This window comes from Cupriavidus sp. 10L43_2, assembly GCF_056395265.1.
Genome location: NZ_JBFTJE010000001.1, coordinates 303440 through 321259, shown reverse-complemented (window position 1 = coordinate 321259; position 17820 = coordinate 303440). Strand labels below are relative to the sequence as shown.

General features: G+C 66.8%; 18 protein-coding genes. 4 read left to right on the top strand and 14 right to left on the bottom strand.

Features of this window, described 5'->3' with window-relative positions; all coding sequences use genetic code 11:
* Window positions 1-4: 4 nt before the first annotated feature.
* The 6 genes from AC1DEL_RS01385 to AC1DEL_RS01360 all read right to left on the bottom strand — a co-directional run bounded on the left by AC1DEL_RS01385 (window position 5) and on the right by AC1DEL_RS01360 (window position 6234).
* Window positions 5-1042 (bottom strand): fimbrial protein, encoded by a 1038-nt coding sequence (locus tag AC1DEL_RS01385; RefSeq protein ID WP_477125078.1) that lies wholly within the window; start codon window positions 1040-1042, stop codon window positions 5-7.
* An 87-nt stretch (window positions 1043-1129) separates the two neighbouring features.
* Entirely contained in the window at window positions 1130-2191 is a 1062-nt protein-coding gene (locus tag AC1DEL_RS01380; protein WP_477125146.1) for a type VI secretion system protein TssA, read from the bottom strand.
* A gap of 20 nt (window positions 2192-2211) precedes the next feature.
* Complete coding sequence (tssG, locus tag AC1DEL_RS01375; protein ID WP_255370782.1) at window positions 2212-3237, bottom strand: type VI secretion system baseplate subunit TssG; 1026 nt, start codon at window positions 3235-3237, stop codon at window positions 2212-2214.
* A gap of 4 nt (window positions 3238-3241) precedes the next feature.
* Window positions 3242-5122 carry a type VI secretion system baseplate subunit TssF gene (gene tssF, locus AC1DEL_RS01370; protein ID WP_477125079.1) on the bottom strand — a complete coding sequence of 627 codons (1881 nt, stop codon included), beginning with the start codon at window positions 5120-5122 and terminating at the stop codon, window positions 3242-3244.
* A gap of 1 nt (window position 5123) precedes the next feature.
* Complete coding sequence (tssE, locus tag AC1DEL_RS01365; protein WP_092293810.1) at window positions 5124-5648, bottom strand: type VI secretion system baseplate subunit TssE; 525 nt, start codon at window positions 5646-5648, stop codon at window positions 5124-5126.
* Entirely contained in the window at window positions 5635-6234 is a 600-nt protein-coding gene (locus tag AC1DEL_RS01360) for a TagK domain-containing protein (RefSeq protein ID WP_477159053.1), read from the bottom strand. The genes tssE and AC1DEL_RS01360 overlap by 14 nt, the downstream gene beginning before the upstream one ends.
* Before the next feature lie 173 nt (window positions 6235-6407).
* Between AC1DEL_RS01360 and AC1DEL_RS01355 the strand changes: the two genes are divergently transcribed.
* A complete protein-coding gene (locus tag AC1DEL_RS01355) occupies window positions 6408-7133 on the top strand; it encodes a LuxR C-terminal-related transcriptional regulator (protein ID WP_477125081.1) in 726 nt (241 codons plus the stop codon).
* Here AC1DEL_RS01355 and AC1DEL_RS01350 read toward each other — a convergent pair.
* From AC1DEL_RS01350 to AC1DEL_RS01340, 3 genes are all read right to left on the bottom strand, one after another.
* On the bottom strand, window positions 7130-7807 hold the full coding sequence (locus AC1DEL_RS01350) for a LuxR C-terminal-related transcriptional regulator (RefSeq protein ID WP_092293814.1): 678 nt from the start codon (window positions 7805-7807) through the stop codon (window positions 7130-7132). The two genes, AC1DEL_RS01355 and AC1DEL_RS01350, sit on opposite strands and share 4 nt — an antisense overlap.
* Complete coding sequence (locus tag AC1DEL_RS01345) at window positions 7804-8085, bottom strand: hypothetical protein (RefSeq protein WP_143093877.1); 282 nt, start codon at window positions 8083-8085, stop codon at window positions 7804-7806. The genes AC1DEL_RS01350 and AC1DEL_RS01345 overlap by 4 nt, the downstream gene beginning before the upstream one ends.
* Window positions 8086-8173: 88 nt before the next feature.
* The gene (locus AC1DEL_RS01340; RefSeq protein ID WP_092293818.1) at window positions 8174-9130 is read right to left on the bottom strand and encodes a dihydrodipicolinate synthase family protein; all 957 of its coding nucleotides are present in this window, start codon (window positions 9128-9130) and stop codon (window positions 8174-8176) included.
* Between the two features lie 94 nt (window positions 9131-9224).
* Between AC1DEL_RS01340 and AC1DEL_RS01335 the strand changes: the two genes are divergently transcribed.
* Window positions 9225-10106 carry a LysR family transcriptional regulator gene (locus AC1DEL_RS01335; protein ID WP_149138440.1) on the top strand — a complete coding sequence of 294 codons (882 nt, stop codon included), beginning with the start codon at window positions 9225-9227 and terminating at the stop codon, window positions 10104-10106.
* An 18-nt stretch (window positions 10107-10124) separates the two neighbouring features.
* Here the strand turns inward: AC1DEL_RS01335 and AC1DEL_RS01330 are convergent, their stop codons facing one another.
* The 3 genes from AC1DEL_RS01330 to AC1DEL_RS01320 form a co-directional block, all read right to left on the bottom strand.
* Window positions 10125-11918 carry an IlvD/Edd family dehydratase gene (locus AC1DEL_RS01330; RefSeq protein WP_255370783.1) on the bottom strand — a complete coding sequence of 598 codons (1794 nt, stop codon included), beginning with the start codon at window positions 11916-11918 and terminating at the stop codon, window positions 10125-10127.
* Between the two features lie 55 nt (window positions 11919-11973).
* A complete protein-coding gene (locus tag AC1DEL_RS01325; RefSeq protein ID WP_477113156.1) occupies window positions 11974-12972 on the bottom strand; it encodes a Bug family tripartite tricarboxylate transporter substrate binding protein in 999 nt (332 codons plus the stop codon).
* A 184-nt stretch (window positions 12973-13156) separates the two neighbouring features.
* Window positions 13157-13984: an alpha/beta fold hydrolase gene (locus AC1DEL_RS01320; protein WP_092293826.1), complete on the bottom strand. Its 828-nt coding sequence runs from the start codon at window positions 13982-13984 to the stop codon at window positions 13157-13159.
* 193 nt (window positions 13985-14177) lie between these two features.
* Here AC1DEL_RS01320 and AC1DEL_RS01315 point away from each other — a divergent pair, with 193 nt between their 5' ends.
* Complete coding sequence (locus AC1DEL_RS01315) at window positions 14178-14876, top strand: dienelactone hydrolase family protein (protein ID WP_441591278.1); 699 nt, start codon at window positions 14178-14180, stop codon at window positions 14874-14876.
* Between the two features lie 147 nt (window positions 14877-15023).
* Entirely contained in the window at window positions 15024-15641 is a 618-nt protein-coding gene (trhA, locus tag AC1DEL_RS01310; protein ID WP_092293830.1) for a PAQR family membrane homeostasis protein TrhA, read from the top strand.
* 13 nt (window positions 15642-15654) lie between these two features.
* Here the strand turns inward: trhA and AC1DEL_RS01305 are convergent, their stop codons facing one another.
* Window positions 15655-17163, bottom strand: a complete 1509-nt coding sequence (locus AC1DEL_RS01305) for a tripartite tricarboxylate transporter permease (RefSeq protein WP_092293832.1) — start codon at window positions 17161-17163, stop codon at window positions 15655-15657.
* A gap of 10 nt (window positions 17164-17173) precedes the next feature.
* Window positions 17174-17680, bottom strand: a complete 507-nt coding sequence (locus AC1DEL_RS01300; RefSeq protein ID WP_092293834.1) for a tripartite tricarboxylate transporter TctB family protein — start codon at window positions 17678-17680, stop codon at window positions 17174-17176.
* Between the last annotated feature and the right edge of the window lie 140 nt (window positions 17681-17820).

Below are 17820 nucleotides of genomic sequence, written 5' to 3'. Positions count from 1 at the left end.
GCCTTCAGTTGACCGCCATGGTGAACACGGCAGTGGCATTGATCAGACCAGCGGTTGGCGTCTGCGTCCCGGTTCGCAGCACGGTGGCATCGAGGTTGTATGTGAAGAGCTTCGTGTTACCTGGCTTGTTGATAACGCTGGCGTTGTCGTTGGGCCTGAGCACGGTATCGCTATCGCGATCCTTGATCCGGATGCCGAGGTGCTGCGCGCCGGTATTCCTGAGCAGCGAATGATTTTCCGTGTCCGGGGTGCCGGTGAGCTTTGCCGTGATCGATCTGGGCGACGCGGGGCCGATGCATGTCACTTCAAAGTTGATCGGTCGCGTGGGCCCCGTTATCTGCGAGACACTGTTGGCACCAAATGTACCGAAATCGACATTTCGGCTGGGTGTACTTGGGCTGCAACTGGGCAACACGTTGATCCGCGTACTACCGTTGGATACCCGGATAACCGGCCCGCCCGAACCATCGCCGGCGACCGTGGCGATGTTCGCGGCGCTAAACGTCGACGAGGCGTCCATCTCTCCTGTCTTCACAAAATCGACCACCATCCGCAGCCCTGAACGGAAGCCCGGGAAATACGGCTGATTGGGTTCCGCCGGCCCAAAGTTCACGATGAAGGGAAAGGTGCTGACTGTCCCCGAGCTTCGGACGTAGCTGAGGCGAATGCCGATCCCCTTGAGACCGGATTCCACCACCCCCGGAAAGGCGGTTGGCTGCTTCGCGCTCACGAATGCATAGCGAACCTGTCCGCCCGAGCGCCAATCGCAATTCAATAGCGCCGTGCTGCGTCCCAAGCTCTCGGACGCCCCGCTGCCGAACGTCTCGCCAACTGCAAGATCTGGCCTGACCTCAATCGCCGAGGGAAACGTCACATGGAAGCTGACTTCCCTCTGGATGACATCGATGTTCGGCAGTCCCTTTGCGGTCCACTCATCGATGTCCGCCTGTGTCACCTGACTACATGCCGCCATTGCGCCACCTGCCGGCAGCAGGAGCCCAAGCCCCAGCAACGCGGCGAAGCCCTTGGTATAGCCTTTCATCACAGTACCTGTCGAGATTGCGGGCGACACCGCCGGCTGACCGGCTTGTCGTCCGATGCGTTAATGGGAGTGCCCGTTGGGGCCATTTCAGTTGTCCACGGCGTCCCACTTCGACAGCAGGTCGAGGGGAATGCTTTGAGCGAGTTCGGAGAACCGCTTGCCGACCATGCGCTCCGCCTCGCGCAGCATCACGGTCACGGGGCTGCTTGGCTCGTTGTCTTCGAACCACTCCCGCACTTGCCGTATGGTGGCGAGTGCGGTCCATCGGTCCATTGCCGGGGCGGTGGTGGCGGTGGGTGCGGCGTGTGGCGGCGGCGTCGTGGCACGCGGAACGGGGTTGGGAAGGTCGGGCGCGCTCGCTCGCCCAGCCTGCATCTCAGCCACGGGTGCCGGCGGCTGTGCCGCTGGCGCGGGCTCGACCAGCCGATCGATCTCGCTGAATGGCTGCAGCAGTCGGGAAAGCGGGGCGAGGTTGGGCGCGTCGGCCTTCAGTCCGCTCGTGGCCCATGCAGCAATCTGCGCCAACCGGCCGTGGGCTTCGCCAAGCGCCAGCACGACCGCTTCGCCGCGTGCGGCCAGCTCCTTGAGCATGCGCGTCACGCTTTCGGGCGCCAGTGCGTCCTTCTGGCGCGGCATCGCCAGTGCTTTCTCGATATCGCGCAGCTGCAACTGCGCGCCGGCCGCCTTGGGTAGCGGAATCTCCCGCACATCGGCCAGCGCACCTTCCGCGTCCGCCAGCGCGGCGAGCGCATTGGCGAACGTGACGGGATCCCACTCGCCGTCGAAGTACGGTAACGGATGCAGACGGCTGCCATATCGTTCCAGCAGGGCCTGGAGGAAGACCATCCCATCGCGCAGACCTGCCGCGCCGCGCAGCCGCACGGCGGCGCGCAGCAGGATGATGGCCACGCGGAGATCCTTGGTTCGGGCCAGCAGCGCTTCGCACTCGCGCTCGGCCTCGGCCCAGTTGACCGACGCTGGCGTCTCGACGAAGTCACCGTATTGCACGGGCGCCGACGGCGCCACAGCGGCCTGTAGCATGATGAAGGCCGGATCGTATTCCAGGTCATCACCACAGGCGGCTGCGTCCGAAACCGGTTCGAGCAGGTCATCGTAGCGCGACGTCGCGGCGGGTGCCAGGTTCTGCATTGTCATGGGGAGGTTCTCGGTCATGCCGCGTAGGCCTCCGGCTCGAAGACCATGCCGGACACGGGTTGCGCCGGGTCGCACTCGCCCAGCCAGATCGAGTGCCCAAGCCGCTGACGCCCGTCCACGTGCGGCGCTGGCACCTCTTCTGGCTTGATCAGCAACTGGATCTCCCAGTCGTACTCGTAGCCGATGAAGGCACGCACCCATTCGACCAGTGTGCGCAAGTCTTCGCCACGCGGCGCAAGCCGCTGGTAGTGGAGGAAGTCGAGCGGGCCGATCACAAGCCGGAACTTGTGCTGCCGGTCAGCAATCTGCTCGCCGAGCATCGCCGCCTCGCCCATGAAGGACGAAGCGCCCGGGAGCCCCAACCGGCAATGGCCGGACGCGTCGACGCGAATCCAGTGCGGCACGTACTCCTCGACCGCAATCGGCACATCGAAGTACTGCGACAGCGTGGCCGCGATGCCCTCAGGGTTCCGGGCCTCGCGCACAATGTGCGCCGACGCGCCGTAACGGGCGTGGGTAGGCAGGCAGCTCTGGCGCGCTTCGTCCTGATCCGTTCCCATCAGGCTGGCGACGTAGAACGAGAACCGCTCCTCGTCAGGCCGGTCGAGTGCGGCGGTGGACTGGCCCGCAGCCCAGGCGCGATAGAACAGCGACAGTGCGCGATGGTGGAACAGGTCGGCGAAGTGCTCGAGAGTCCGGTCCTGGAGCGCGACGGACCGGTGATACGCCAACTCGGTGACATGCAGCGGCAGCGGACCCTGCGGGCCCCAGATGCCCAGGCCGAATAGGCGGATGTCGAGCCGTCCGTGCCGCGTGTCGAGCGACGCGACTTCCCGTGGCGGGAAGGCGAGCACCGGGCGCTGGCCGATGCGGTAGGTCTCCTGAGACGGCAGGTCGGCAGACCCCGGCGCAGGACGGTTCCGGTCGCGCGCGGCAATCGCGCGCATCAGGCTCATGAAGCCCGACTTCCACGGACGGCCGTGGTCGAACCATGCGCGCAGGGCATCCGGCTGCAACGCCGCATTCGGGGACGCTTCCACGGCCCTATACCGCACCGCGACCTCCCATCCGGGGCGCCCAGCGCGTGATCAGGCCCCGCTGCATCGAGTGCAGTTCGGTTTCCGAAAAGACGTTGATCGCCACGTGGCGCGCGAGATAGTGCTCCAGGATCAGGCCGAACAGGTACGGGCTGGCGCCGGAGAAGCCGTTCTCGTCCACCGTCAGCTCGCAGCGTACGCCGCGCCCGTACACCAGCAGGCCATGGCCCGGCAGGCGGCTCACCACGGGTTGGGTCTTCGCGCCGACCAGACTCTCGACTTGCGCGATCTGCTCGCGCTCGCTGCTGGTCACGAAGAGGCGCAACATGTTGCGCAGCGCCTGCGCGCCTTCGCCATGATCGAGTTCCGACAGCGGCATGTAGTTGAAGCTGAGCTGGCGGATCAGCCGCCACGCGGCTTCGTCGCTCGCGTAGGGTGCGCGCGGAGCGCTCGGCGCATGGACGAGGCTGACGGCCTCGAGCGGCACCGCATCAGGCATGGTCAGATGGCCGCCCACGCCGCGCGGCATCAGGCGCGGCAGGTCGCGGTTAGTCACCCACGCCTCCACGGACAGGTAGCGGATATCGTCGGCATATGGCGCTTCGGCCTGGTCCACCAGCGACAGGAACACCTCCGTGCCGATATAGGCCGTGCGCGTGCCGTACTTGCGGGCATCGCCGGACAGCATGCGCTGCTCTCGCCGCACCGAGAAGTACCGGCCATAGTTGCCAAGGTCGCTGTGGAGGGTCTGGTACAGCGGATTGAACTGGATCTCCGTCGAGGTCTCCGCCCTCTGCCCAAACACGCGCGAGACCGAGTAGACCTCGTAGTCACGCGGACGTGCGCGATCGACCACTAGATGGAAATCCGTCAGGCTGCGGTTGACCTCCACACGGTCCGTGCGTCGGGGGAACAAATTGACGATTGGCGTACAGAACAGCAGGAAGCGGCTGCCATCGACATGCACGCCCAGTTCGTCCGGCATACGGTCCAGCAGCAGCACGATCTCCGCTTCCTTGCCGTCCACGCGCGACAGGCCCTTCGCCAGATCCGTCAGCACGAAGAAGTAGAAGCGTTGCCGGCAAGAGAAGTATTCCTGGAGCAGGTTATGCCCGCTGAACTTGTTCCAGCGCAGCGGCAGCAGGCTCTGGTCCGGCTCGAAGCCTTCGAACGCGACCGGTGCCCTGGACACGACATGGCATCGCACATGATCGGTGGCGCCCTCCGGCCGCACCACGGACGCGACCGCGCCCGCATGGATCAGCTCGAACAAGTGCGAAGCAATGCGTTCGTCGCCGTCGATATAGAGCGGAAGCCGATCCAGCCCCTTGATCTCGTTGAATCGAATGTCGCCAACCGTACGCAACCGCAGTCGCAGCGCGCCGCGCAACTGGCGGTGCCGGAGCAGATGCCCCGTTTCCGGGAGATCTGGCGGTACGGCGGTCAGCCGCGCATCGACGATCTCGATCGGCCAGAGCGTGACGTCCTGCCCGGTGCGGAACTCGCACGCAGTCTGCTCGCCGGGCGGGACTGCGGAGCGCATGACGCTATGGCGTGCCACCTTGAATCCCTGGCTGAACTCGCCCTCGCGCAGGCTCGGATGCAGCCGCGCCACCGCCATCGAAGGCGTGGGCGCCACGTAGTTCGGGTAGACGACTTCAAGCAGCCGCTGGGTGAAGCGCGGGAATTCCGCATCCAGTTTCAGGTGCGTGCGGGCGGACATGAAGCAGAACGCCTCGATCATCCGCTCGACATAGGGGTCGGCGACTTCGATGCCCTCCATGCCCAGCCGGCGCGCAATCTTCGGATGCTGTGCGGCGAACTCGCCTGCCGATTCGCGCAGGTAGGTCAGCTCGCGGTTGTAGTACTCGAGAAACTTCGGATCCATGTCAGCCTGCCGATCCCGGGGTATGGCCCGACTGGAGCGAGACCTTGCTCAGTTCCAGGTCGAACACGCTCTGGATGCGGAATTCGAGCGGATAGGGCGTCCACTGCATCAGCGCCTCGATTTCAAACATCATCTTGTTGTAGCGCCGTGCGGAAGTGTCGCGCAGCGGGCGTAGCCGTACCGTGTCCGGAATCAGCCGGGGCTCGAAGCGGGCGATCGCGGTACGCACCCGCTCCTCAAGCCGCTCCCAGGTCATTTCCGTGGCGAACCCGCCGGAGAGCGGCGGAATGCCGTAGTTGACGACCGAGTTCGCCACCTCGGGGTAGGCCTCAGCGTCGAGTTCCTCGTTCAGGTTGGTGGTATTCAGCAACAGGCCCAGATCGCGCTGGATGATGCGACGCATGCCGCGCTCGTCCGGGGCGTAGGCCTCGGCCGGCTCGCTGCGTTGCTGCGGGGCATCGTCCTGCAGGCGATCCAGCAGGGAGGGGAGGTACGCGTTGCGGAACCCGCCGTCACGTGGTGGCATGGCGTTCTCCCGTGTCGTCGGACGTGTCGGCCGCGATATCCGGCATGGCGAGGCAGCTATCCATGCTCGATGCATGGTGCTCCTGGCGTGCCAGCAGCGCGAACTGGCCTGTGCGGCGTGTCTGTTGATGGCGGGCAGCGAAGAGTCTCAGGATCTCGTGCCGGGGCGGCGGCGAAAACAGTTGCTGCGCGCCGAAGCTGTCGAGGCTGTCCAGCACGCGGTCGATGCGGCGCGGCCCAAGCAGATCGTCGAACRGGCAGACGGCGGAGGTCGCCTTCGTATTCAGACGAAGCGGATCGGGGGGAAGCGGACCGGACGCGCACCCGGCTCCCAGGCGCTTGAGCCGCTTCGGCACCTGCCCAACGGACATCAGCGCCTCGCGGTACTCGACAGCAAGCTGCCCGAGCACGTCGGAGGCGTCGAGGTCGGCGAGTGGCAGGCTGGCGTCGGAAGCGTGCCGTACCAGCGCGGTATCCGGCAGCGACGGCACATCCTGCGCGCCGCCCATGGCCAACGCGACCAAGTCGCTGTAATCGGAGGACATGGACACTGCGCCCTCCTCGCGTGCTGCATCTGTTTCGTTCATGGCGCCGTTCGAGGCTGGAAAGAGTTTTCCAGAGAACGAAGACTAGCAAGCCGGCGCCGGGCAATCTATTGAACTAGTCCGATTTTTCCAATGCGTTCGCGCGCCTTTCGACGCCACGCCAGTGACGCATGGGGCGTATCAGGAGAAGTGGTCGCATTTCTCGGAGAATTCCGATGTGCGAGCGCGTCGCGGCCCTCTACAATCCGGCCGTTTCAGACCTTCCATATCGGGCACACATCGCCATGCATCAACTGAACTTCGCGTCAGGTCAGCGCATCCGGGTCGTGTTTGCGGGCGACCGGCCCTTGGCCAGACTCGGCGTGGAGCACATCACCAGCACGTCTCCGCAGCTGGAACTCGTGGGCATTCACGCGACTGCCGAGGAGTTCGAACGGTCGTCGCGTGCATTCGAATGCGACGTGGTGCTCGTCGATTACTCGATGCGCGGCCGGGATGACATGGATGGCATGGCGTTATTGCGATACCTGCGGCGCACGTATCCGAGCATTGCCGCCGTCGTGCTGCTGGCGCAGGAGAACCCGGTGCTAGTCCGCGCCATTCTTGCGCGCGGCATGACGGGCATCGTCAGCAAGTTCGACGAAGTGGGGCATATCGTCACGGCGATACGCGAAGCCCGGCGCGGTGTGGCGTACCTTTCGCCAGCCATCGGCCGGTTGCTCGCTGCGCCGGGCGGCGGGCTATCGGCGCGGGAGATGGAGGTGATGCGGCTCTATGTGTCCGGGATGACGATCAGCGAGATCGCCGCCAGGACGCACAAGGCGAAGCAGACGGTGAGCACCCAGAAGAACCGCGCCATGCAGAAACTGGGGCTCCGGAACGACATGGAGTTGATCCGCTGTGCCGCCTCGCTCGCGTTGCTTGACGACGTTAGCCACTAGGCCGCGCCCGACACGCTCGCCACCAGCCCGACCTCGTTCGCGTATCGGTACAGGTCGCCGTCACGGTCGATGCCGAGCTTGCGCATCGCGTTGAGCTTTTGCGTGCTGATGGTCTGCTTGGTCCGCCGCAGGACGGCCGCGATCTCGGAGACGGTCATGCCGGAGACGAACAGGCGCACCACCTCGAGTTCCCGCTGGCTGAGTGCCCGCAGCCGTGCGTCGTCGCCGCTGCCTTCGGTGACCGGCCAGGCCTCCAGCAGCGATTCCACGCGCGGCGAGGCATAGCGATCCCCACGGAATGCGGCATGGATGGCCGGCACCACGTGGCCCGGGTCGTCGGACTTGCTGACGACGCAGTGGATGCGCTGGCTGAACAGCGAGCGCAGCACCATCGGGTTGTCCATCATGGTCATGACCACGAGCTTGAGCGCTGGATAGCGGCGCGTGAGGAACGAGATCAGCGTTCGCCCGTCGCCGTATTCGCCGCCGGGCATGGCGTAGTCCGTGACCAGCACGTCGCAGGGCGTACGCTGTAGCAGATCGACGAGTTCGGTCGAATTGCGCGCGTCGCCCACACAGGCAATGGTGGGAACGGCGGCGACGACATGGCGGTTTGCAAGCGTGAGCACAGGATGGTCATCGGCAAAGATGACCCGGATACCGTAGCGACTCATAACAGGCCTGATGTATTGCAATCCCCCGCTGGGCCGGCGGTGGGCTTCCTGTGGCCCTCGGCATGCTCGCGCCATTCTTCCACGATGCGCTGCCGGATCTTCGGGGAGGCCAGCAGGAATTCGTTCATCTGCGAGATGAAGACCTTGCGCTCTGCCTCACGCAGGAGTGCGAACGATACGAGCGTGCGCATCAGGTTAGCCCTGTCTCCCATTGCCGAATCCCCAAAGTAAATCCATCCTGCTTCATATTGATTGCGACGAGCAAATGCGAATGGCATGCCTGGCAGGCACGTATCGCGTCACATTACCAACCAATGCGGCTTAGCGATATAGGACGAGTCCGAGAATCCTTGGGGAAAGCCTGCTTCAGCCGAGCGCCGCAGCCGCGCGCGCGTCGTGCCGTGCCAGACGCACCAGCAGATGGTCGACCTCCGACCTGGCGGTAGGCGTCATCGCCGCCGCCGGCTTGCGCTGGGCGGCCGAGGTCAGCAAGCCGCGCCGCATCATCACGTACTTGCGCACCGCCAGCCCCGCGCCGGGCTGCTGCTCGTAGCGCAGCAGCGGCAGGTGGGCATCGAACAGGTCGTGCGCGGCCTCGCGCTGGCCGGCGGCGGAGAGGCGCACCACGTCGCAGAGCATGTCCGGGAAGCAGTAGCCCGTGTTGGCGCCGTCGGCGCCCCGCTCCATCTCGTAGTCGAGGAACAGGCCGTTGTTGCCGCAGAGGATGGAGATATGGCGCATCGAACCGTCTTTCTCGAAGCCGCGCAGCGTCGAGATCTTCTCCAGCCCGGGCCAGTCCTCGTGCTTGAGCATCACGCACGAAGGCAGTTCCTGCACGATGCGGCGGATCACGCCGGGCGTCATCTGCACCGAGAAGGTCAGCGGGTAGTCCTGGATCACGAACGGCACGTCGGCGCCGATGGCCTCCACGGCCTGGCGGTAATAGCCGACGATCTGGTCATCGGTGCGCAGCGTGTTGGGCGGGGCGATCATCACGCCGGCCGCGCCGCGCTCCATCACCTCGCGGGTCAGCGCGCGCATGGCGGCAAACCCGGGCGCCGACACCCCCACCACCACCGGCAGCCGGCCCGCCCGGCGGATCATCTGCGCGGCCACCTCCACGGATTCCGCGTGCTCCAGCTTGGGCGCCTCGCCCAGCTGGCCCAGCACGGTGATGCCGGTGGCGCCGCAGGCCAGGTAGAAGTCGGTCAGGCGGTCGATCGAGGCGATGTCGATCGTGCCATCGTCGAAGAACGGCGTCGGGGCGATGGGGAAGACGCCGCGTGCGTCGGCGGTCAGCGCGGTGAAAGCGGGGGAAGGCATGGTGGCTCCTGGGGGGGTAGTCAGGGAAAGCGAGCGTCAGGGTAGCCCCAAGCGGCGCCCCCTTCAAGGTCATGGGATTTGTTAGCATCACGGCATGGATGTCAGATTTCTCCAAAGCTTCGTGACGGTGGTGGATGTCGGCTCGCTCGCGGAAGCGGCGCGCCGGCTCGACCTGACGCCGGCCGCCATCGCGGCCCGGCTGCATGCGCTCGAGGAGGAGATTGGCGTCCCCCTGGTGCGGCGCGCTGGCCGCTCGGTGGTGCCGACCGAGGCCGGCATCCGCATTCTGGAGCGGGCGCGGCAGGTGATCCGCGATGTGCGCGACATGAGCACCGTGGCCAGCGGCGACGCCTCGCTCGGCGAATTCCGGCTCGGCTCGTTCGTGACGGCGATGGGCAGCATCGTGCCGCCGCTGCTGGGCCAGCTCTACCGGCGGCATCCGGACGTCAACCTGTTCGTCAAGCCGGGCCGGTCGATCGAATTGTGCGAAAGCCTCGTGCGCGGCGAACTCGATGCCGCCATCGTGGTGGAGCCGCAGTTCGCGGTGGCCAAGGGCTACCAGTGGGCCGAATTCATCGCCGAACCGCTGGTGGTGGTGGCGCCCGCCGCGCTGGCCGGGCAGGACCCGCACGCGCTGCTGGCCACGCAGCCGTTCATCCGCTACGACCGCTCCGTACTGGGCGGGCAGCTCGCGGACCGCTACCTGCGCGACCACGATATCCGGCCGCACCAGCGGCTCGAGGTCGATGGCCTGATGGTCATCGCCGCGCTGGTGAGCGAAGGGCTCGGCGTGGCGCTGGTGCCGGACTGGGCGCCGATGTGGGACGGCCCGCTCAAGATCGCCCGCCTGCCGCTGCCGGACCGCGCGCCGGTGCGCCGCGTGGGCCTGATATGGGCCACGCACGGGCCCCGCGCCTCGCTGGCCGAAGCCCTGCTCGACGAGGCCCGCGCGCTGTTCCGGACCACCCGGACCTGACACCCCCCGGACACCCCCCTACTCCGGCGTCTTGCCACGGGTCTCCGCCGCGCGCAGGAAGTCGAAATCCACCCCCTGGTCGGCCTGCGTCACCGTCTGCAGGAACAGCTTCAGGTAGCCGCGCGGCGCGCTCGGTTCGATCCAGTCCGATGCCGCGCGCCGCTGCGCCAGTTCCTCGTCCGATACCAGCAGGCTCAGCTCACGCCGGCTCACGCTCAGGCGGATACGATCGCCGGTGCGCACCAGCGCCAGCGGGCCGCCCACGGCAGCCTCGGGCGTCACATGGAGCACCACCGTGCCGAACGCGGTGCCGCTCATGCGGCCGTCCGAAATCCGCACCATGTCCTTCACGCCGGCGCGGGCCAGCTTGCGCGGAATCGGGATATAGCCGGCCTCGGGCATGCCGGGCGCGCCTTTCGGGCCGATATTGCGCAGGACGAGGATGTCGTCGGCCGTCACGTCGAGGTCATCCGAATCGATCCGCTCGACGAGGTCCTGCGAGTCCTGGAACACGACCACACGGCCCTCGTGCTCCATCAGGCGGGCATCGGCGGCCGACTGCTTGATGATGGCGCCGCCCGGCGCCAGGTTGCCGGCCAGCACGGCGATGCCGCCCTGTGGATAGATCGGCGCGGCCATCGTGCGCACCACGTCCTGGGCGAAGCCGGGGCCGGCCGCCTCGATCTCCTCGCCCAGCGTGCGGCCAGTCACCGTCAGCGCGTCCAGCCGCAGCAGCGGCTTCAGCTCGCGCAGCAGCGTGGCCATGCCGCCGGCCTTGTGGAAGTCCTCCATATAGTGCTGGCCGCTCGGCTTCAGGTCGAGCAGCACCGGGGTCTCGCGGCCCATGCGGTCCAGCGCCTGCATGTCGATGTCCAGCCCCACGCGCCCGGCGATGGCCGCCAGATGGACGATGCCGTTGGTCGACCCGCCGATGGCCAGCAGCACCCGCATCGCGTTCTCGAATGCCGCCGGGGTCAGGATGCGGTCGATGGTCAGCCGCTCGCGCGCCATCTGCACCGCGCGCGCGCCGGTCAGCTCGGCAATGCGGATGCGGTCTGCCGTCACGGCGGGCGGCGTGGCCGCGCCGGGCAGGCTCATGCCCATCGCCTCGGTCAGGCAGGCCATGGTGCTGGCCGTGCCCATCACCGAGCAGGTGCCGACGCTGGCCACCAACTGGTTGTTGACGTCGGCGGTCTCCTCGGCGTCGATCTCGCCCGCGCGGAACTTGCCCCAGTAGCGGCGGCAGTCCGTGCACGCGCCCACGCGCTCGCTGCGGTGCGAGCCGGTCAGCATCGCCCCGGTCACTAGCTGGATGGCCGGCACGCCGGCCGAGGCGGCGCCCATCAGCTGGGCCGGCACGGTCTTGTCGCAGCCGCCGATCAGCACCACCGCGTCCATCGGCTGGGCGCGGATCATCTCCTCGGTGTCCATCGACATCAGGTTGCGCAGGTACATGCTGGTCGGCGCGGCAAAGCTCTCGTGCACGGAGATGGTCGGGAAGGCCATCGGCAGCCCGCCCGCGAGCATGATCCCGCGCTTCACGGCCTCCAGCAGCTGCGGCATGTTGCCGTGGCACGGGTTGTACGCGCTCCCGGTGTCGGCAATGCCGATGACCGGTCGATCAAGCGCGCTGTCCGTATAGCCCGAGCCCTTGATAAACGCCTTGCGCAGGAACAGCGAGAAGCCCTGGTCGCCATAGTTGGTCAGGCCCTTGCGCAAGCCGGTGGCGCCGGGCTGGCCCTGGGTCGAATCCGTCGATGGGGTCGATTCCGTCGATTCGGGGGAGGAGGAGTCCTTGGGTTTCTGAGTCATGGATGCGGCGTGTGCGAACAACAATCAAAAAGAATTCGGAAATCGGCGATGGCGGTCAACCATCGGATTTGATCTGGGCATCGGTAATCACCTTCTCCCAGCGCGATACCTCGGTGCGCAGGCGGTCGGCGGCCTTGTCCGGGGAGGTCGGCGCCAGCGCGTAGACGCCCTGTTTCAGGAACTGCTCCTTGACGTCCGGTGCCTCGAGCATCTTGGCCAGCGCGGCGTTGAGCCGATCGATCACGGCCGGCGGGGTGCCGGTGGGCGCCAGCACGCCGAACGTGGAACTGACGTCCAGCGCGGGCATGCCGGCCTCGGTGGCCGAGGGCACGTCCGGCAGCATGGAGATGCGAGCCGGCGCGGCCACGGCCAGTGCGCGCAATTGTCCGGACTTGATGAACGGCAGCGAGGCCGGCGCGGTTTCCACCATCATGTTCACCTGCCCCGCCACGAGGTCGGTCATCGCCGGGCCGCTGCCCTTATACGGCACGTGCACCATGTCGATCCCGGCCTCCTTGCGGAAGATCTCGGCGGCCATGCGCTGCGGCGCGCCGGCGCCCGACGACGCATAGTTCAGCTTGCCCGGATGCGCCTTGCCGTACTGGATCAGTTCCTGCAGCGTGTGCACCGGCAGCTTGGGGTTCACCACCACCACCAGCGGCACCGAGCCCACCACCATCACCGGTGCGAAATCCTTCACGAGATCGTAGCGCAGCCGGCCCTTTTCGAGCGTGGCCATGGTCGAGTGCGAGGTCAGCGCGCCCATCAGCAGGGTGTAGCCATCGGGCGCGGCCTTGGCGACGGCCTCGGCGCCGATATTGCCGCCTGCCCCGCCCCGGTTGTCCACCACCACCTGCTGGCCCAGCGCCTCGGTGAGCTTGCTGGCGATGATGCGGCCGATCACATCGGTCGCCCCACCCGGCGGATAGGGCACCACCAGGCGGATCGGCTTGTCCGGCCACGCGGCCAGCGCGCTGCGCATCGAGACGGCCAGCGGCGCGGCAAGGCCGGCCAGCAGCAGGCGGCGCCGGACGGCGCGGTAGGTGGGGGTCATGTTGTCTCCGGTGTCTTCTTATATAGGTAGGGGACAGCGCGGAGGGGCGAGGCCTCGGGCAATACGGCGGGGGACGCGCTGCTGCCGACAGTCTGGCGGCTGTCGAAAGCAGAAAAAAGCGCTTTTCAGACCGATGAACGCAAAAATTCTTATGGTTCGACCGGTCTGCCCCCCGGGCCTGCGGTCAGGTCGACTGTTTGACGAAGGCCAGCAGGTCGGCGTTGATCACATCGGCATTGACCACGCACATGCCGTGCGAGAAGCCGGGATACGTCTTCAGCACCGCCCCCTTGACGATCTTGGCCGACAGCCGCCCGGCGGCGTCGATCGGCACGATCTGGTCGTCCTCGCCGTGCAGGATCAGCGTGGGCACGTCGAACTTCTTCAGGTCCTCGGTGTAGTCCACCTCCGAGAACTGCTTGATGCACTCGTACTGGCCCTTGATGCCGCCCGCCATGCCCTGCGCCCAGAAACTGTCGATGGTGCCCTGCGACGGCTTGGCGCCCTCCCGGTTGTACCCGTGGAACGGCACCGCCAGGTCCTTGTAGAACTGCGAGCGGTTATCGGCCACGCCCTTGCGGATGCCGTCGAACACGTCGATGGGCAGCCCGCCCGGGTTGGCGGCGGTCTTCAGCATGATCGGCGGCACCGCCCCGATCAGCACCGCCTGCGCCACGCGCCGCGTGCCGTGGCGGCCGATGTAGTGCGCCACCTCGCCGCCGCCCGTGGAATGGCCGACCAGCGTGGCCTGTCCGACATCGGCCTTCTCCAGCACGGCCGCCAGGTCGTCGGCATAGGTGTCCATGTCGTTGCCACCGGACGGCTGCCCGGAGCGGCCATGGCCCCGGCGGTCATGGGCGATCACGCGGAAGCCCTGCTGCACGAAGAACAGCATCTGGGCGTCCCAGGCGTCGCCGCAGAGCGGCCAGCCGTGCGAGAACACGATGGGGCGGCCGTGCCCCCAGTCCTTGTAATAGATCTCCGTGCCGTCCTGCGCGATTGCGAAAGCCATGATGCGTGCTCCTTGAAGGGGGTGGGACAGGGGGGGTGAGCGTGAACTGCCAGGCGGGAACGTTTCATCAAAGGCGATGGCGGCGGCAAACGCAAGCCGTGGGACGCGCGCTTCACAACATTTCACGCCACATGAACGATGAGCGTTTGCTAAGCTTCGCGGACCTATCCCCCCACGACCACCGGAGACAACCATGGGCCAGCGCATCACCCTTTCCGTACCGGACGGCAGTTTCGCCGCCTACCTCGCCACGCCGGACGCCGCCAACGCGCGCGGCACGGCCATCGTGGTCATCCAGGAAATCTTCGGCATCAACGCCGACATGCGCGAGACCTGCGACAACTTCGCGCGCGAAGGCTTCGTGGCGATCTGCCCCGACCTGTACTGGCGCCAGGAACCCAATGTCGAGCTGACCGACAAGACCGAGGCCGAGTGGAAGCGCGCGCTGGAGTTGTACAACGGCTTCAACGTGGACAAGGGCGTGGCGGACATCGACGCGGCCATCCAGGCCGTGCGCCAGCAGCCGGGCGTGACCGGCGGCGTGGGCACGGTCGGCTTCTGCCTGGGCGGGCTGCTGGCCTACCTGACGGCCGCGCGCACCGGGGCCGATGCGGCGGTGTCGTACTACGGCGTCGGCATCGACAAGCACCTGGACGAGGCGCCCCGCATCGCCAAGCCGCTGCTGATGCATATCGCCGAGGAAGACGAATTCGTGCCGGCCGAGGCCCGCGCCAAGATCATCGAGACGCTGGAAGACAGCCCGCACGTGGAGATCCACACCTACCCGGGCTGCCAGCATGCCTTCGCCCGCAATGACGGCGTGCACTACGTGGCGGATGCAGCACAGGAGGCCAACGCCCGGACGCTGAAATTCTTCCAGGCGATGAAGTAACGGGATGGGTTTCTCCCCGCAGCCGCCAGCCGGAGCGGGGAGAAAAAAGGGCGTTTCGTACTAGTCCGATTTGCGGCGACGCAACATCCCCCCGCTTGATCCATGCCAAAATGCCGGCTGGTCCAACGCGGAAACGGAGCTTCGGGGATGTATCGCGGCGAACGGTTCAACGGCTACAGCCACCTCGCGGGGGCGGTCCTGGCGGCCGCCGGCATGGCAGTGCTCGTCACTTCCTCGGCCCTGCACCACGATGCCTGGAAGGTGGTCAGCTCGGTGGTCTACGGCACCACGCTGGTCCTGCTCTACACCATCTCCACGGTCTACCACAGCATCCGCGGCCCGGCGAAGGACATCTTCCGCCGGCTCGACTACTGCGCCATCTACCTGCTCATCGCCGGCAGCTACACACCGTTCGCGCTGGTCACGCTGCGCGGCCCCTGGGGCTGGACGCTGTTCGGCGTCAACTGGGGCCTCGCGGTCATCGGCATCATCCAGGAACTGTGGATCGGCCACCGCACGCGCATCCTGTCCCTGTCGATCTACGTGATCATGGGCTGGCTGGTAGTCTTCGCGTTCGACCCGCTCACCGCCGCCCTGCCGCGCGCCGGCCTGTACTGGCTGGTGGCCGGCGGCGCCACCTATACCGCCGGCATCGGCTTCTTCCTGTTCGACGAACGCGTGCGCCACTTCCACGGCATCTGGCACCTTTTCGTCCTGGCGGGCAGCTTCTGCCAGTTCGTCAGCATCCTCTACTACGTCGGCTGACGATGTTGGCCGATCAAGTCGGCTGCACCTTCCGGCGCCGGCCCTTTTCCACCAGCCCGCCGATCACCGGCCACACCAGCACCGCCACGGCCAGCGCCATGATCGTGCCGACCAGGCCGTTGGACCAGAACACGTCCATCTGGCCCTGGGACATCAGCATGGTCTGCCGGAACGAATCCTCGGCGCGGTCGCCCAGTACCAGCGCCAGCACCAGCGGCGCCAGCGGGTAGTCGAGCTTCTTCAGCACGTAGCCAATCACGCCGAAAATCAGCATCAGCCAGACGTCGAACATGGCGTTGTGCACCGTGAAGGCGCCGATGGCGCACACCACGAGGATCAGCGGCGCGATGATCGCGAACGGAATGCGCAGGATGGCGGCGAACAGCGGCACCGTGGAAAGCACCACGATCAGCCCGGCGATGTTGCCCAGGTACATGCTGGCGATCAGCCCCCAGACGAAGGTCTTCTGCTCGGTGAACAGCAGCGGCCCCGGCTGCAGGCCCCAGATCATCAGGCCGCCCAGCAGCACGGCGGCCGTGGCGGAGCCGGGAATGCCCAGCGCCAGCATCGGCAGCAGTGCGCTGGTGCCGGCCGCGTGCGCCGCGCATTCCGGCGCGATCACCCCTTCCACATTGCCGCGCCCGAAGCTCTCGCGGTTGCGCGAGAAGCGCTTGGCCACGCCGTAGCCCATGAATGACGCCGCCGTGGCGCCGCCCGGCGTCACGCCCAGCCAGCAGCCAATCACCGACGAGCGGATCAGCGTCATCCAGTAACGCGGCAGCTCGGCCCAGGTCTTGAGCACCACCTTGAGGTCGATGCTGGCGCGCTTGCCGCGGAAGGCCACGCCCTCCTCCATCGTGATCAGGATCTCGCTGATGCCGAACAGGCCGATCACGGCGACGAGGAAGTCGAACCCGCGCAGCAGCTCGGTGGAGCCGAAGGTCATGCGCAGCGTGCCCGAGACGGTATCCATGCCCACCGCCGCCAGCGCAAAGCCCATGCACATCGCGATCACGATCTTGGCCTTGGCTTCCTTGCCCATGCCGACGAAGCTGCAGAACGTGAGGAAGTACACCGCGAAGAATTCCGGCGGCCCGAAGCGCAGCGCGAACTTGGCCACCAGCGGCGCCAGGAATGTGATCAACAGCACACCCGCCAGCGCGCCGAGGAACGAGCCCGTGAAGGCCGAGGTCAGCGCTCGCCCGGCCTCGCCCTGCTGGGCCATCGGGTAGCCGTCGAAGGTGGTCGCCACGGACCAGGCTTCGCCGGGGATGTTGAACAGGATCGAGGTGATCGCCCCGCCGAACAGCGCGCCCCAGTAGATGCAGGACAGCATGATGATGGCCGAGGTCGGCTCCATCGAAAACGTCAGCGGCAGCAGGATGGCCACGCCGTTGGGGCCGCCCAGCCCGGGCAGCACGCCCACGACGATGCCGAGCAGGATGCCGACCAGCATCAGCCCGACGTTGTGCCACGACATGGCGACCGCGAAGCCGCCCATCAGTGAATTGAGTTCTTCCACGCCCGCCCCCTCAGAAACCGAACGCCGCTTCGAGCGGGCCCTTCGGCAGTGGCACGCGGAACTGCATCTCGAAGATCCAGAACAGCGCGGCGTTGATGGCAACGCCGGTCAGCACGGCACGCCACCAGGCAAACTTGCCGATGACCCGCATGAAGCCGGCGATGAAGATGGCGCTGGCCACATAGATGCCGAGGAACTTGATCAGCGCGATGTAGATCGTCAACGGCACCAGGATCACCGCCACCTGGCGCAGCTGCGGCCAGGTGACGAAGGTGGCGTCGGACGCGGTGCGCCACGCCTGCCACAACACGGCCAGGCAGGCCACGAAGATGATGGCCCCGATGCGCAGCGGGAAGTAGCCGGCCTGCGGGCCGTCCGGCGCCCAGCCCGCGCCGATCTGGTAATTGCTGACCATGACTACGACCGCGCCGGCGGCGATCAGCAGCGCCACGGCGATCTCCGCCGTGCGCACCGTGATGGCCGCCGGCGCGGCCGTGGCGTCGGTATGCTCGCTCATTAGAACCTCCCAATTGAAAGGGCGACGCCACCAGCGACGCCCAAGTGGATCATTCCGTGCCGCGGTTTCTCCCTCTCCCCTCAGGGGGAGAGGGCCGGGGAGAGGGGTGGTCTAGCACCGAGCCACAATCGATGAAGCCG

Coding starts and splice junctions, on each gene's coding strand:
- AC1DEL_RS01325 (WP_477113156.1), bottom strand. CDS start 12,972: ATGACCCCCACCTACCGCGCCGTCCGGCGCCGCCTGCTGCTGGCCGGC.
- AC1DEL_RS01315 (WP_441591278.1), top strand. CDS start 14,178: ATGGGCCAGCGCATCACCCTTTCCGTACCGGACGGCAGTTTCGCCGCC.
- AC1DEL_RS01380 (WP_477125146.1), bottom strand. CDS start 2,191: ATGCAGAACCTGGCACCCGCCGCGACGTCGCGCTACGATGACCTGCTC.
- tssE (WP_092293810.1), bottom strand. CDS start 5,648: ATGCCACCACGTGACGGCGGGTTCCGCAACGCGTACCTCCCCTCCCTG.
- AC1DEL_RS01350 (WP_092293814.1), bottom strand. CDS start 7,807: ATGAGTCGCTACGGTATCCGGGTCATCTTTGCCGATGACCATCCTGTG.
- AC1DEL_RS01300 (WP_092293834.1), bottom strand. CDS start 17,680: ATGAGCGAGCATACCGACGCCACGGCCGCGCCGGCGGCCATCACGGTG.
- tssF (WP_477125079.1), bottom strand. CDS start 5,122: ATGGATCCGAAGTTTCTCGAGTACTACAACCGCGAGCTGACCTACCTG.
- AC1DEL_RS01385 (WP_477125078.1), bottom strand. CDS start 1,042: ATGAAAGGCTATACCAAGGGCTTCGCCGCGTTGCTGGGGCTTGGGCTC.
- AC1DEL_RS01340 (WP_092293818.1), bottom strand. CDS start 9,130: ATGCCTTCCCCCGCTTTCACCGCGCTGACCGCCGACGCACGCGGCGTC.
- trhA (WP_092293830.1), top strand. CDS start 15,024: ATGTATCGCGGCGAACGGTTCAACGGCTACAGCCACCTCGCGGGGGCG.
- AC1DEL_RS01345 (WP_143093877.1), bottom strand. CDS start 8,085: ATGCCATTCGCATTTGCTCGTCGCAATCAATATGAAGCAGGATGGATT.
- AC1DEL_RS01320 (WP_092293826.1), bottom strand. CDS start 13,984: ATGGCTTTCGCAATCGCGCAGGACGGCACGGAGATCTATTACAAGGAC.
- AC1DEL_RS01355 (WP_477125081.1), top strand. CDS start 6,408: ATGTGCGAGCGCGTCGCGGCCCTCTACAATCCGGCCGTTTCAGACCTT.
- AC1DEL_RS01335 (WP_149138440.1), top strand. CDS start 9,225: ATGGATGTCAGATTTCTCCAAAGCTTCGTGACGGTGGTGGATGTCGGC.
- AC1DEL_RS01330 (WP_255370783.1), bottom strand. CDS start 11,918: ATGACTCAGAAACCCAAGGACTCCTCCTCCCCCGAATCGACGGAATCG.